Source organism: Paraburkholderia sp. OAS925 (assembly GCF_040543975.1).
GTDB lineage: Bacteria > Pseudomonadota > Gammaproteobacteria > Burkholderiales > Burkholderiaceae > Paraburkholderia > Paraburkholderia graminis.
The window spans coordinates 2,559,727-2,574,135 of record NZ_JBEUNO010000002.1 but is presented as its reverse complement, the minus strand read 5'-3'; the positions used below and the strand labels follow the sequence as shown (position 1 = coordinate 2,574,135).

The window sequence follows — 14,409 nt, the reverse complement described above, 5'->3', positions numbered from 1 at the left end:
CGGTACTGGCCGCTCTGCTTATATCCGGATTTATGAAGCCTGGATGGTGGCCACAGCCTGATGAGCATTTCAAATCTGGCGCGGAGAAAAAATCCGATGACGATTCACTTGAACGCCCGGGTCGATAGAAGGGGCATTCGTCTTCCGCTTTCGACAATCCGATGACCATGACACCATTCGCGGCGGGCGCGTGTTAGACCCCTGCACCGCCCAACCGCGCCACGCCCAAATCATAACGACGCACCATTCCCCCTCGCCGTCTCAATCGCACGCGAGCCAGCCGATACCCCACACCTCCGGTTCCCCCACCAAACCCGCCTCGCGATCGCAGGGCTAAGCAGCGACGACGGCGGCATCATCAGGTTGACGACCTTTAGAAACGCCGTCGCCAGCGTGCTGTCGCGCGTCGCCGCGACGTGAAGCTTGCCGATGTACCAGTTGATGAAACGCAGCATCGGCGGACGCGCGCCCTTGACGTGTGGATGACGCAGGTCGTTGCCCACCGCAATGTCCCACGGAATGTCGACGATCTTCGCGGCCGACCGGAAGAACCGGCGCGCAAGATCGTTCGAGCCCGCGCGCAGGCACTGCTGCAGCGCCAGCGCTTCCTCCGCCGCGACCGTCATGCCCTGGCCGTAGACCGGATTGAAGCTGCAGATGGCATCACCGAAAACGAGGTAGTTCCCGGGGAACCGTGCAAGCTTCTCGTACCGCCGGCGCAGGCTGGAGGCGTATCGGTACTGCGTGTAACCGGTTAGCGGTTCCGCTCTTGCGACAACGTCGTGAATCTCCATGGTCGGCAGCGTCGCCAGATACGCGAGAAAGCCCTGGTCGTCGTCCGGTGCGTCGTCGCCAAGAAAACCGCCGGCACTCACGATCCAGCTGTCGTTTTCCTGCGCGAGCATCACGCCATTGCGCCAGTTCGGCGCACTACCGGCGACAACAATACCGTGCTTGCCGTCAAGATCAGTCGGCCGACGCCGATAGGTACGGGTCATGTAGCAGATGCCGATCTCCACCTTCTCATTGGCGGGAGGCGGGTAGCCGAGCGCTTCAAGCCACGCCGCACTGGATGAGCCGCGGCCAGTCGCATCGACCATGAGGTCCGCGCTGAGAGTCTGCTCCGGCTTGCCGTCGATACATGTGCGCACACCGGTGACGCTCTTGCGAACGGGGTCGGTGGCAAGGCCAGTCACAGCGCAACTCTCTATGGCGCGCACGTTCGGCAATCGCAGCAGCCGTCGGCGTAGATGGCCTTCGAGCACGGGACGGCTCGCAAGCAGACCGGTCAGGTCGCTCCTCGCGTTAGCAAGCCTCACGTTGTGACCTATCCAGATCACATCGTTGGCGACATCGCCGATCAGGCCGCCGCTTTGCGCGACGACCTCGGCGTTGTATCCCGCGAAGAATTCCTCGAGTATCGCGCTGCCGCGCGCAAGCAGACCATGCGTATGACGACCCTGTGGCACGCCCTTGCGCGGCGTGTGGGCTGCCGGAAACGCATCGCGTTCGAGCAAGGTAACCCGGGTATAGAAATCCGACAGCACGCGGGCGGCCAAAAGCCCACCCATGCTGGCGCCGATCACGATCGCATGCTCGCCCAGATTCTTCATGGCAATCCTCCAGTTCAATCCGTCGCGATGAGTCGAGCGACCATCGCCTGCTGGCAATGCTAGGATTGCCTCGTCCCCTGAGCGTCCCCCGGACGCCGTCATCGAGGATCGTCCCGTCATGCCTCTGTTCAGCGTGCACACGCTTGGATTTCCGGAGATCCGTCGGGATGACCGGCTGTGCCCGCTGCCCTTGCGCAAGGGCGTGGCGCTGCTGGTCTACCTGGCCGAAGCGACGGGAGCAGTCGGGCGTGAAGTCCTCGCCACGATGTTGTGGCCCGAAGGCCGCGAAGAAGTTGTGCGGGCGCGGTTGAGGCGTCTGTTGCATCGCCTGCAGCTCACGCTTGGCGACGACGTTCTCTCCATCGACCGGTCGACGGTTCGATGGTCATCAGCAGTCAGCCTGCAACTGGATTCCCAACTGTTCGAGCAAGCCTGCGACCGCAGCGAATTCGAGTGGGCCTGCCGCCATTATTCCGGCGACTTTCTCGAAGGCTTTTCGCCCGGCGACTGTCCGCAGTTCGACGAGTGGGCTTTTTTTCGCCGGGAGGCGCTGCGAGGCCGGGCAATCCAGGCGCTCGAGCGAGTGGTGCACGACAGGAATGCGGCGGGTGACTATGCAAGCGCGGCCGCCCATGCCGGCCGTCTTGTGGAGCTCGATCCGCTTAGCGAAGTGTACGGGCGGCAACTCATCCGCAACCTGCTGCTCGCCGGAGACCGGCTCACCGCTCAGCGGCACCTCGCGGCGCTCACGCAGCGCCTTCGCGACGAGCTCAATGTGGCGCCCGAATCCGCGACCCGCGCGCTGCTCGATGCCGACGCAAGCTTACCTGTCGAGCACCCGCCGTCGACGCGCTATGTCAGCGGTGACGGCGTCCATCTCGCGTTCCAGACCTATGGTGCCGGCCGCATTGATGTTCTGCTGGTGCCCGGTTTCGTGTCCCACGTCGAACGGGTCTGGGAGGAGCCCCTGTGCCGGGCGTTCCTGTCCGCGCTCACTGAGATGGGCCGTCTTATCCTGCTCGATCGTCGCGGCATCGGGCTTTCCGACCGGGTCGGTTTCAACCCCAGCGTCCACGCGACCGCGCAGGACATCGGCACCGTGCTTGATGCCGCCGGCAGCCGCCGGGTCGTGTTGTTCGGCGCGTCCGAGGGCGGACCGGCATGCATCAAATTTGCCGCTGAACACTCCGACCGTGTCGCCGGCCTCGTTCTCTTCGGCTCGTTGGCGAAGGGCAGCGCGACGCCCGACTATCCGCACGCGCTGCAGGCCAGCCAGTACGACACGTGGCTGCGGCAGCTCGTCGCCGGCTGGGGTGGTCCTGCCGGTATCGAAACATTCGCGCCGAGCCTCGCCGGCGATCCGCAGGCGAGAGCCTGGTGGGCCGGGTTGCTGCGGGCCGCGTCGAGCCCCGGAGCCATCAAGGGCGTACTCGAGGCGTTGCGCGATATGGATGTGCGGCCACTCCTCGGCCGAATTTCCGTTCCGACTCTGGTGCTGCATCGCGAGGGCGACCGCGCCGTTCGCATCGGCGCCGGCCGGCATCTCGCCAGTCACATCGCGCAGGCGCGCTTCGTCGGGCTCGACGGTGCGGATCACTGGGTCTTCGCGGGCGACCAGCAACCGGTGCTGGACAACATCAGGCAGTTTGTCGGCAACCCTTAACTTGCCGACTGCGACGTCCATTCGCTGAAGCTCAGCCCGTCACGAATGGTTTTATGTTTTGCCCATTCCACTTCGGCAGCAGTCGCGTATGTCACCCCCGGCTCCCACCAGAGTGCCGCTTCCTGTTGCACAGAAGGTCGTTTTTCCATTCGAGCGACCAACGACGCAAGCCTGGGTCGGGCAGGGGAGCGCCAAGACAATCGCAATGGGCGCGTTTCGATGAACTGACAAACACAGGTGAGCAGGATGTCCTGAGCCGAAATGACACCGGGGACGAAAGCGCCGTCAGCGCCGACAAGCTGGGTCTCGAACCAGTCGAGAAGATACTGGTTGCGCATCGCACATCGCGCGGCGTGAACATTTTCTTCATGCCTGACGCCGGACCACTGCAACTGCGACACCATCGTCGTCGATACGCCGAACGTCTGTAACGTCGCGAGAACGAGCTTGTCGTGCCAGCTTTCCGTCGCGCGCACATAGTCGGACGCCAGGGGCTCCATGCCTGGGGGCGCAGGCGCGCCTGGATACGTGGACATGAGGTAATCGATGATCACAGCGGAATCCCAAAGCGTCAGGTTGCCGTCAACCAGCGTAGGAACCTGAAGCGTCGGCGCGACCTTTGCACGCTCTTCGACGCTGGGTGTCGTGAAGGTCTCCTCGCGCTCAAAATCGAGTCCCTTCTCGACAAGCACGATACGGACGGCACGAGCGAAGGGCGATCCTGTCGTGAAGAACAGCTTGCGCATCGTGGTCCCCTTGATTGACGGACGGCGTTGACGGACATCCACTGCAACGTGGCGAGCGCAGCCTGATGTGTGTGGATGAACTGCGTGCAACAAACGGCGCGCTTTTTCAGTAGGACCGGACAATCTCCCTGGACGCGCTGCAGCGCGCACGCGAAGCGTCGGCAACACCTGGACGATCGGGCAAAAAATGTCGACGCACGGGCAGGACGGCAACGGCCTGCGCGAGGCAAAGTCCGTCACAGGATGGGACGTGACATTTCAAGGTCATCCGTCGTTCGCAGCCAAACCTTCCACCGGTTCCGGAATCCTGGCGCGCCACCAGACTTGCGCAGATCGGTTTAGGCACAGTGGCTTATCGGTTCGTGCAAAAGAGACAGCGTGAGATGCCGATGAAACGCCTGATAAGCCGCGCGATGTACCACCCGCTCATCGCACTATCCATGTTCTACTTTATCGACCTGATGTACAACGTCGACTACAGTCCAACCAGCGCTCTGCTCGTGCTGGCAGCGAAATCCATGTCGCGGGTGGCGAACGTGTTTAATAAGGGGTAGGGCTATACGTCGATATGGCACACCCACGCCACTCAAATATCGATCACCACATCACCATGCGGCCTCGCGCAGCAAATCAGCACGTTCCCTCCCGCAGGTGAATCCAGCGGATTGGGCTCATACACGACGGACCCCGAGATCAACCCGCTCTCGCAGTTGTGACAGACGCCGCTGCGGCACGACCAACGGACGGGCACGTCACATGCCTCGGCGAGTTCGAGAATGCTCTGATAGGCCGACGCGTTCCAGTGCGCGGCGATGCCACTGCGCGCGAACGATACCAGCGGACCGGTGTTCACAGCGTCTTCAGGCAGATGTGGAACTCGCGTGGGTACGCCGGCGATGCCAGGCGTCATCGACTCCCCGCCGTTGAAGATTTCGACGTGAGTCCGTTCGGGCGGCACGCCGAAGGCCGCGAGTGCCTCTTTCATATCCGCCATGAAGACAGTCGGTCCGCAGAGATAGAAGTCCGCGTCTCGCGGGACGCCGACCTCGTCCAGGACCGCTCGCGACAGGCGACCGGTCGCGTCGAAATCCTCGCCCATCCGGTCGCCCAAGCCGGGCCTGCTGTAACGGACGTGACTGCGGCCGTGAGCCAGCGACAGCACCAGGCGGCGCGCTTCGGCGGCGAATGGATGGTGCTGCGCGTCGCGGGCGGCATGCATCCACAAGACCTGCCGCGTCGAGCGGGCCGTCGACAGCGCGTGGAGCATTGCCAGAAGAGGCGTCGCGCCGATTCCCGCGCTGACGAGCACAACGGGCCGCAGTCCTTCCTGCAGAGTGAAGCTCCCGCGCGGCGAGCTGACATCGAGCGCATCGCCGACACGCACATGCTCCCTCAGATAGTTTCCAGCCGCGCCATTCGGCTCGATCTTCGGGCTGATTCGATAGCGTTCCGTCGATGCAGCACCCGAGAGCGAATAGCTGCGAAAAAGCGGCGGGCCGTCGACGGTCCTTTGAAGACGCAGCACCACATACTGGCCGGGCAGAGCGGGTCGGAGCGGCTGGCCGTCCGCGCTCGTCAACGTGAGAGAGAGGACGTCCGCGGACTCCGGCTCGATGGCCGCCACTCTGAGCGGTCGAAACCCGGGCGGAGCCGGATGCGTCGCCGCTGCGGGCGCGAGGCCCGCGTTACCGCCCGCGCTGCCGCTCGCCTCGCCGCTCATGCGGCTTTGCAGTAACGCCTCGAACGAAGAGCGCCATCCCGGCGAAAGCGCCTCGATCCGCAATGCGCGTTCGAGTCGATCGCGCGGATGATCGGGCGAATAGAGGAGCGCGTTGACCTCTGCGACTGTCATCCGCTCCGTTGCCTCTCCGACCTTTACGATCTCGTCGCCCGCGCCGACTTCGCCTTCTTGCAGGACGCGCAAGTAGAAGCCGGGCCGTCCGCTGGATGTCAGCAAAGCGGGCATCCGCGGCTCGTTCATTCGAATGCCGACGCGGTAGCAGGTGACCCGTGGCTGACTGACCTCGAACAGTGCGTCGCCGATCCGATAACGGTCGCCGATGCACACCGCAGAGTCGGGCATTCCCTCGATCGTGAAGTTCTCGCCGAACTGGCCGTAGACGAGATCGGATCGTTTCAACTGCTCCTGCCAATAACGATACGATTCCATCTGGTAGACGAAGACGGCTCGCTGCTCACCGCCGTGTCCAGCGAGATCGCCTTGGCCGTCTCCATCGAGATTCAGCCGCCTGGCCCAACGGCGACCCGGCACCGGGTTCTTCCAGATCCCGGTGTGGACAGTGCGGCCATTCCAGTCGATGTCGCGCGGAAGCCCGACATTCACCGATAGCAGTTGAGCCATGCAAGCCTCAATTACGTTCTTGAGTCGATCTTTCGGGCGAGGAAGTCGCGTATCAGCGGCACCATCTCGTCCGCCTTGTCTTCGAGCGCGAAATGACCCGTGTCGAGCAGATGCGTCTCGATGTGCGGCAAATCCTCTTTGTACGGATACGCGCCATCCGCCGGAAAGATGACGTCGTTCTTGCCCCAGACAATCAGCATCGGCGGCTTGAACTCACGGAAATACGCCTGCACCTTCGGGTAAAGAGGCAGATTGGTCCGGTAGTCATAGAACAGGTCGAGCTGGATGTCGTTATTGCCGGGGCGATCGAGCAGCGCCTGGTCATGGATCCAGTTGTCCGGAGAAATACGCGTGCGGTCGGACACGCCATCGGTATATTGAAAGATGGTCGTCTCGAGCGTGAGCAGCGGCAGCAATGCTTTGCGGCTCGCGTCCGAGCCGTCGGCCCAATACGCCTTGATGGGGTCCCAGAATGCCTTGAGGCCCTCGTCATAGGCGTTTCCGTTCTGGACGATTAAACCTGCCACGCGATCCGGATGCTTCAGAGCAAGCCGCCAGCCGACGGGCGCGCCATAGTCCATGACATACATCGTGTACCGATCCGCGCCGAGCTGATCGAGCAGGCTGTCCACTAATTCAGCGTAGCGGTCGAACGTGTAGGCGAATTCGGCACGATCCGGCATGTCGCTCTGACCATAGCCGGGGTAGTCCGGTGCAATCACGTGATAGCGGTCGGCGAGTGCAGGAATCAGGTTCCTGAACATATGCGACGAAGTTGGAAAACCATGCAATAGCAGCACAACGGGAGCGTCGAGCGGTCCGGCCTGTCGGTAGAAGATCTTCAATCCATCCACCACCGCGGTTCGATGATAGGTGACGGGAACGGTAGGACCGGTGCGCTCGGCAGCAGACGAAGTACTCGAGGCTGGACTGGCCATTGCGATGCTCCTTGTTCGGATGGCCGGTCCGCGATCACCTTCTTTGCTCGAGGATGTCGAGCCGCGGCTCAGCACTGTGTGAGAGCTACAGAAATACGCTGCAAGAAAGGCATGTGAAGCGAGGAAGTTCGGACGCCGACACCTGGATCAAGTCATTGCGGCGACGACGTCGTCAGTGGATACCACCGCGTGCGCGAGAAACGCATAGTTGATCATGGCCGCTTTATAGCCATCACCCCAGACGGGATGACGTGGCCCCGCGGTCGCATCGGCTACGACCGACACTTCAAAGCCCTGCTCGAGCAGGTCGCGCAAATGCGCTTCCACGCACATGTTGGCGAGCATGCCGCCGAGCACGACTTTGCTCATGTGACGTTTGCGCAATTGCAGTACAAGGTCATTAGTTTGCGGACCGAAGACCTTGTGCGGACTCACGACGATGGTCTGGCCGTCATCAATGTAAGGCTTGAACTCAGCCAGCCAATCCGCGCCCGAGCTTTCGAATCCCTGAAGGTTCAGAGCGCCTTCTCGCGCGAACGTACCGGTTGCGAACTCGTCCGCTTCGAGCGGACCGTTGAACTTCCACGCGCGATCGGTCGGAAAGAAGTAATGCGGAGATATGAATACATTGATCTTCGCGGCTTTTGCGGCCTTGAAGATCCTCAACATGTTTTCGACGGTTCTGTTTTCCGTGACGCTCGCACCCACCGCACCCCAATTCTTTCCCGTCGGGCTCAGCACGTCGTTCTGGGGGTCGATGAAGACCACGGCCGTATCGATTGGATCACAGTTCATGCCGGGTCCTCAGTAGAGAAACGGATGGCCGTCGAGCCTCCGCTTACATGAAGTGTTAGGAAGCGTAGGTTAGTCGCTACCGTTTAGCAATGCGGAATTTTGGTGCGACTGTGGCCCCTTTCGCGAGAGAGAACGATCGCGTCATGCGAACGTGATGCGCGGCATGTCTATCCTCTCTGGCGATGAACGCGATCGTGCTTTTGCTGTGATGTCGACTCCGCACCATCGAGGTGCCATTCATATGCAAAAGCTGAATCGCGTTCGAGCCACTTCTGCGCGCGTCGAATAACGCGCAGCGTATCCATGCGCCGCCAGATGCATTACTGCTGCGCATGCTTTGCTGCGTCTTCAATCACCGCGGCCACTTCCTTCGGGCGCGACTCGTACACCGAATGGCTTGCACCCGCCAACACGGTGGTATGGCTATGCGCGCGCTGGTAATAGAAGCGTTCGAGATCCGGATTGATGATCTTGTCGTCGGCCGCGACGATACCCCAACTCGGCTTCATGGTCCACGCGGCCACTTTCATCGGCGCGGAGAAAACTTTCGCGGCCGTCAGGATCTGCGAGCGCGACTCGAACTCGGCTTCCTTCAGCGGCAGATCCGCCGCGAAATCCTTCGCGAAGTCGGCGGGATTCAGATAGGTGTAGCCGTCGTCGGTTTTTTTGATTGCGCCTGCCTGCTTCGACGTATAGCTGGGCATCTGCTTGCCGAGGTCGCTTTCGTCTTCGCCGACTGCCGGTGCATGCGCCGCCACGTACACCAGGCCGGCCACTTTCGGATCGACGCCCGCCTCGGTGATAACCGAGCCGCCGTAGCTATGCGCGACCAGAATGGTGGGGCCATCCTGCAGATCGATGACGCGTTTCGCGGCGGCCACGTCGTCGTCGAGCGACGTCAGCGGCTCCTGCACCATCGTGACGTGATAACCGTCTTTGGTGAGGATGTCGTAGACCGGCTTCCACCCCGAGCCGTCGACCCACGCGCCATGAACCAGAACGATGTTCTTGATCGGCGCCGTAGCGGGTTGCGTGGTTTGCGCCATTGCGCCAGCGGATCCCAAAAGACTGGCGGCCAAGGTCAAGGTCGATACTGCGAAAGGAAAAATCTTCACTTTGAAACTCCAACGAAAAAGGTTTGATTTGAAGAGCGGGCGACGCTAAACGATATCGCGTGTCAATGCACGACGGAGTCGTTGAGCAGGGCCACTTAACTGCCGGAGTAGATATTGCAGTAGCTAACCGGGCCGACGCAGCCGGAGCTCATCGCCGTCTGAAGCCGTGTGCCCGCAGCGGAAGTGCCACGCTGCGCGACACCGCCGACAGCTTGCGTAGTCAATTGCCTGTCGTTCTGTGCGGCGATCCTGGCTTCTGCCGCCTGGACATCAGCCGGGTAGTTGACGTCATCGCCTCGGCTCGGGTTATAGCCGGCCTGCTCGACGCGAACAAGATCCGCCCGAACTTCTGCGCGCGTCAGCGGGGCGCTCGACTGAGCAAAACTGAGAACGGGAGCGCCAAGCGTGGCAGCGGCGAGTGCAAGAGCAACGAACAGTTTCGACATGGTAGGAACTCCTAAATAAATTTAAAATTTGCTGGACCATGAGTTAGCCAGCGGGACAGTGATAACGACAAGCCGGATCGGTTCTCGGTTGACTTCGATTATCGGTCGATTATCGGTTCGGCTTTGGTCTACATGGGGGCAAACACGGGCGCCGCGTGCTTATTCCAAAAGATTTTTACAATCGATCCGATTGCCGTGTCGCATTGCGGGAAGCGGGTACGGGGTTTGCTCGCCTCCGGTGACGAACGATGGCGCCTAACGCAAGACAACCTCCATAGGTTGCGCGCTGGCCCAAACCGCTTTAAGAGGCGGATTTTTTACCGGAGGAACGAAGATGAACAAGGATCAGCGTGAAGGAATCAAGGAAGAGCTCAAAGGCTTCGTGAACAAGGGCGTTGGCTCGATCACCGGAAACGAGGGCCGCAAGGCGAAGGGCGAGGCGCAGATTACGACCGGCGATAACCGTAAAGAGCTCGGCGACCAGACGGACAACATCGAGAAAGGCAAGGTCGATCCGGGCAATCCGTCCAACCTTTAATGCTCGAGAAGTGCGGCCGGTCTTACCTCGGCTCACCGATCGGAAGGAGCAGTCGGATGCAGGAAGTGCACACTCATCGCGGTTTCACGGTGACCGTTCTCGCGGAAGACGATCCCGCAGGCGGCTCGACGGTGACCACGCGAATACAACGTGACGACGGCGGTCAACCGGACAACGGCGAGTGGACTGCGCCGCGCCAGAGCCGCTCGCGTTTTCGCGGCGCGGCCGCAATCGGCGCGGCGCTCGACGATGCGCGCCGCCAGATAGACAGCGCCTTGGGCAGCGACGACCCACTCGGCGAATAAGCGCCGCTGTCCAAATTGGTGCGCGTCGCGCGTTGCCGCTTGCATCGCGAGCCAATAACAATCCCCGCCCACAACCCATCCCCACGAGCGCCACCTCGCACAGCCAAATCCCGCCAACGCGTAAAATGGCCGGTTATCACTGGCAAGCAACGCTTCGAAAAATCGTGGCGGTAGACAACGCACCGTCCGCCGAATCGATTCCATCGCGCCGCTTGCCTTCGCCGGCTTGAAGAGGATGCACGCTGATGTCGTCAGTTTTCTTTGATCGCGAACGGATTGCAGAGTGGCTCGGTGATCACACCGTCGCCAAGGCGCGCGCGGTCGGCCCTGTCACCAACATGCAATGGCACGGAGCCACACTGACGGGCGACGTGCAGGGCAGCCAGCCCGAGCCCTACCGAACCCGCGTGCGCTTTCGCACGGACGGCGGCACGCCGTGGGCGCAGAGCGATTGCAGTTGTCCGGTCGGCCGCAATTGCAAGCATGTGGCCGCGCTGCTGCTTGCCGAGCTCGAGTATCACGACGAGATGGACCACATCACTCGCGTCGACGACGATGAGCGCAGCGACAGCGCGCCGCTCGTGACGCAACGTGCGTCGGTGGAACGCTTCGGTCCGCCGCAGGGCGTGCGCCCGGAACTCGTGAGCTGGCTCGAACGCTTCCGTGCGCGCGCTGAAGCCGCCGATGCCGCCGCTCAGAAAACGGCTGCCGCCCGCACCGAAACGCTCGCCTACCGGCTCAACTGGTCCGACTTCCACATGCGCCACGAGGTGGTGCTGTATCGCGCGCGCTGCGATGCGGATGGCCGCATCGTCGAGGTCGGCGAGACGTGGGGCAATGTGGAATCGGCGCTGCTCAAGCAACCCAGGTTCGTGTCGGACGAAGATCTGTCGATTCTGCGCGGCCTGTGGCTTGGCCGTTCGCGCGAAGACTTCGGGCAATTTATTCTGCGCGGCACGAGCGGCGCGGAAATGCTGCAAAAGCTGATCGCCACCGGGCGCCTCTTCTTCGACTTCAAGCTCGCGCCCGGCGATGACGCGCCGACGCCGCTCGCGCGCGCCGCCGACCGGCCGGGGCGCATCGAATGGGAACCGCTTGCCGACCAGCGTCTGCGTCCCGTGCTGCGCACCGAGCCGCGCGCGAGCATGGTGCTGCCGACCGAGCCCGTCTGGTACGTGGATGGCGACGCGCGGGAGGCGGGCATCGTGCGCTCGTCGCTGCCGTTCCAGCAATTGCCCGATTACCTCGCGATGCCGCCGATCTCGCTGGCCGAAGCGCCGCTCGTCGCGTCCGTGCTGCGCGAAGTCGCGCCCGAGTTGCCGTTGCCGCCCACCCACGACACATCGGCGATTCGCGTGATCGACGTGGAGCCCGTGCCCGTGCTTACGCTGAACAGCCACGCGCTGCCGTCCGCTGCAAAGACCAGCAAGCCTGGCAAGGCGGGCAACGTCGCCAAAAGCCAGGCCGTCGAACTGGCCGGCGTGAGCTTCGACTACGACGGCGTCAGCATCAACGTGGACAGCAGCGTCACGCTCGTGCCGATGCCGGGCGGCGACGTCATCCATATTCGCCGCCGCTACGACGCCGAGAAAAAGCGCCTGCTCGAACTGCGCAAGACCGGGTTGCAGAAGGTGCCCACGAGCCGCGTATTCGCGTCGCGCCTGTTACCCGACACGATGCTCGGCTTGCCCGATGCCGAAGCGTGGTCCGCGTTCGTCAACGACGCGGTGCCCGAACTCGTCAGCAAGGGCTGGCGTGTGACGATGGCGCCCGAGTTCCGCTACAACGTGATCGAGATCGATGCAATCGACGGCACCGCGCATCAGGCCGGCGACGGCTGGTTCGATCTGGAAATGGGCATTCGCATCGGCGAGCGCAACGTGCGGCTCGAACCGCTGCTCGCCGATCTGTTCCGGCGCGACCGGCGCTGGCTTGGCGGCGCGCTCGAAGCCATCGCCGACGACGAGCCGATCGAGCTCAAGACCGAAGAGAATAAGCGCTTGCGGCTGCGCGCCGACCGGCTCAAACCGGTGGTGCGTGTGCTGGTCGATCTGTTCGATTCGCTCGGCGGGACGCTCGCCGATGGCGCGCCGCTGCGCGTGCCGTCCGTCGACGCAGGCCGCCTGCAGGCGTTGAGCGACACGGGCCGCTGGCAATTCCGTGGCGACGATTCGATCCGCCAGCTCGCCGAGCGTCTGCAAGCCGGTCCGCGTTTGCGCGAGGTGCCGGTGCCCACGGCGTTGCGCGCGCAATTGCGCGTTTATCAGCAGCAGGGCCTGAACTGGATGCAGTATCTGCGCGAGCAAGGTCTTGCCGGTGTGCTCGCCGACGACATGGGTCTCGGCAAAACCGTGCAGACGCTCGCGCACATTCTCGCGGAGAAAGAGGCCGGACGGCTCGACAAGCCCGCGCTGATCGTCGTGCCGACCACACTCGTGCACAACTGGCGCGAGGAAGCGCGACGCTTTGCACCCGAGCTGAAAGTGCTGGTGCTCAACGGCCCGCAGCGCAAGGAGCGCTTCGAGCAGATCGGCGAACACGAACTGATTCTGACGACGTACGCGTTGTTGTGGCGCGATCAGAAGGTGCTCGCCGAGCATCAATATCACCTGCTGATTCTCGACGAAGCGCAGTACGTGAAGAACGCCACGACGAAAGCCGCGCAGGCGATCCGTGGGTTGAGCGCGCGCCATCGTCTGTGTCTGACCGGCACGCCGCTCGAGAATCACCTCGGCGAATTGTGGTCGCAGTTCGATTTTCTGCTGCCCGGATTTCTCGGCAGCCAGAAGGACTTCACGCGCCGCTGGCGCAATCCGATCGAAAAGAATAACGACGGCGTGCGCCGCTCGCTGCTAGCGCGCCGCATCCGGCCATTCATGCTGCGGCGTCGCAAGGACGAGGTCGCGAAAGAACTGCCGGCCAAGACGACGATTGTATGTTCCGTCGATCTCGAAGGCGCGCAGCGCGATCTGTACGAAACGGTGCGCACGGCGATGCAGGAAAAGGTGCGCGCCGCGGTGAGCGCGCAGGGCCTCGCGCGCAGCCACATCATCGTGCTCGATGCGCTGCTGAAGTTGCGGCAGGTGTGTTGCGATCCGCGTCTCGTGCGCACGCTGCGGACTGCTCAGAACGTCGGCGAAGTTAGCGAAGGTTCGAGCGCTCATACGGCACGGGCTTCCGATAAAACAGAGAAGGGTGTGCGTTCCGCCAAGCTCGATCTGTTGCTCTCGATGCTGCCCGAACTGATCGACGAGGGCCGCCGCGTTCTGCTGTTCTCGCAGTTCACCGGCATGTTGTCGCTGATCGCGCAAGCGCTCGACGAAGCCGCGATTCCCTACGTGATCCTGACGGGCGACACGACCGACCGCGTCACGCCCGTGCAGCGTTTTCAGCAAGGCGAAGTGCCGTTGTTCCTGATCAGCCTGAAGGCGGGCGGCGTGGGTCTGAACCTGACCGCCGCCGACACGGTGATTCACTACGACCCCTGGTGGAATCCGGCCGCCGAGAATCAGGCCACCGACCGCGCGCATCGGCTCGGTCAGGACAAGCCTGTGTTCGTCTACAAGCTGATCGCGGCAGGCAGCATCGAAGAAAAGATCGTGGAATTGCAGGAGCAGAAGGCGGGCCTCGCCGACAGCATTCTCTCGGAAGACGCCGCGGGCGCCGCCAAATTCTCCGACGACGACCTCGACGCGCTCTTTGCGCCGATGCCCGAGCTGGAAGGCTCGAAGTGACGCGCGCGGTCGCAACGACCGTGCGTGTCGATCACAACCGCGCGTCTTTCAAAAACGCCGTGCCGCTGTAAAGCCCGCCTTTTGATCGTATTCAAATCTCGTCACATCTGACTCGCTACTGTTCAAAGGCGTCACAAATCGTCAAGGATTGCTG

12 protein-coding genes are annotated in these 14,409 nt (G+C 62.5%); 5 read left to right on the top strand and 7 right to left on the bottom strand.

The window, feature by feature from the left end; all coding sequences use genetic code 11:
• Positions 1-230: 230 nt before the first annotated feature.
• Positions 231-1,613, bottom strand: coding sequence for an NAD(P)/FAD-dependent oxidoreductase (locus ABIE53_RS30225; RefSeq protein WP_192700204.1), 1,383 nt, complete (start codon positions 1,611-1,613; stop codon positions 231-233).
• 118 nt (positions 1,614-1,731) lie between these two features.
• Between ABIE53_RS30225 and ABIE53_RS30220 the strand changes: the two genes are divergently transcribed.
• On the top strand, positions 1,732-3,276 hold the full coding sequence (locus ABIE53_RS30220; protein ID WP_376916586.1) for a bifunctional AfsR/SARP family transcriptional regulator/alpha/beta hydrolase: 1,545 nt from the start codon (positions 1,732-1,734) through the stop codon (positions 3,274-3,276).
• On the opposite strand, the gene ABIE53_RS30215 is transcribed toward ABIE53_RS30220, so the two are convergent.
• Positions 3,273-4,022, bottom strand: coding sequence for a glutathione S-transferase family protein (locus ABIE53_RS30215; protein WP_029969032.1), 750 nt, complete (start codon positions 4,020-4,022; stop codon positions 3,273-3,275). The two genes, ABIE53_RS30220 and ABIE53_RS30215, sit on opposite strands and share 4 nt — an antisense overlap.
• 389 nt (positions 4,023-4,411) lie before the next feature.
• On the opposite strand from ABIE53_RS30215, the gene ABIE53_RS30210 reads away from it, so the two are divergent.
• Entirely contained in the window at positions 4,412-4,576 is a 165-nt protein-coding gene (locus ABIE53_RS30210; protein ID WP_192700354.1) for a hypothetical protein, read from the top strand.
• 32 nt (positions 4,577-4,608) lie between these two features.
• On the opposite strand, the gene ABIE53_RS30205 is transcribed toward ABIE53_RS30210, so the two are convergent.
• From ABIE53_RS30205 to ABIE53_RS30185, 5 genes are all read right to left on the bottom strand, one after another.
• Positions 4,609-6,384 (bottom strand): MOSC and FAD-binding oxidoreductase domain-containing protein, encoded by a 1,776-nt coding sequence (locus tag ABIE53_RS30205; RefSeq protein WP_192700203.1) that lies wholly within the window; start codon positions 6,382-6,384, stop codon positions 4,609-4,611.
• A gap of 11 nt (positions 6,385-6,395) precedes the next feature.
• Positions 6,396-7,322 (bottom strand): alpha/beta fold hydrolase, encoded by a 927-nt coding sequence (locus ABIE53_RS30200; protein WP_192700202.1) that lies wholly within the window; start codon positions 7,320-7,322, stop codon positions 6,396-6,398.
• A gap of 147 nt (positions 7,323-7,469) precedes the next feature.
• Positions 7,470-8,117 carry an isochorismatase family protein gene (locus tag ABIE53_RS30195; protein WP_192700201.1) on the bottom strand — a complete coding sequence of 216 codons (648 nt, stop codon included), beginning with the start codon at positions 8,115-8,117 and terminating at the stop codon, positions 7,470-7,472.
• Positions 8,118-8,437: 320 nt separating this feature from the next.
• Entirely contained in the window at positions 8,438-9,163 is a 726-nt protein-coding gene (locus ABIE53_RS30190) for an alpha/beta fold hydrolase (RefSeq protein WP_232292293.1), read from the bottom strand.
• A 164-nt stretch (positions 9,164-9,327) separates the two neighbouring features.
• Positions 9,328-9,678, bottom strand: a complete 351-nt coding sequence (locus ABIE53_RS30185; RefSeq protein ID WP_192700200.1) for a DUF4148 domain-containing protein — start codon at positions 9,676-9,678, stop codon at positions 9,328-9,330.
• Between the two features lie 334 nt (positions 9,679-10,012).
• Here ABIE53_RS30185 and ABIE53_RS30180 point away from each other — a divergent pair, with 334 nt between their 5' ends.
• The 3 genes from ABIE53_RS30180 (at position 10,013) to ABIE53_RS30170 (ending at position 14,255) form a co-directional block, all read left to right on the top strand.
• Complete coding sequence (locus ABIE53_RS30180; RefSeq protein WP_006050307.1) at positions 10,013-10,216, top strand: CsbD family protein; 204 nt, start codon at positions 10,013-10,015, stop codon at positions 10,214-10,216.
• A gap of 56 nt (positions 10,217-10,272) precedes the next feature.
• Entirely contained in the window at positions 10,273-10,521 is a 249-nt protein-coding gene (locus ABIE53_RS30175) for a hypothetical protein (RefSeq protein ID WP_107707843.1), read from the top strand.
• Between the two features lie 245 nt (positions 10,522-10,766).
• Positions 10,767-14,255 carry a DEAD/DEAH box helicase gene (locus tag ABIE53_RS30170; RefSeq protein ID WP_192700199.1) on the top strand — a complete coding sequence of 1,163 codons (3,489 nt, stop codon included), beginning with the start codon at positions 10,767-10,769 and terminating at the stop codon, positions 14,253-14,255.
• The last annotated feature ends 154 nt before the right edge of the window (positions 14,256-14,409 follow it).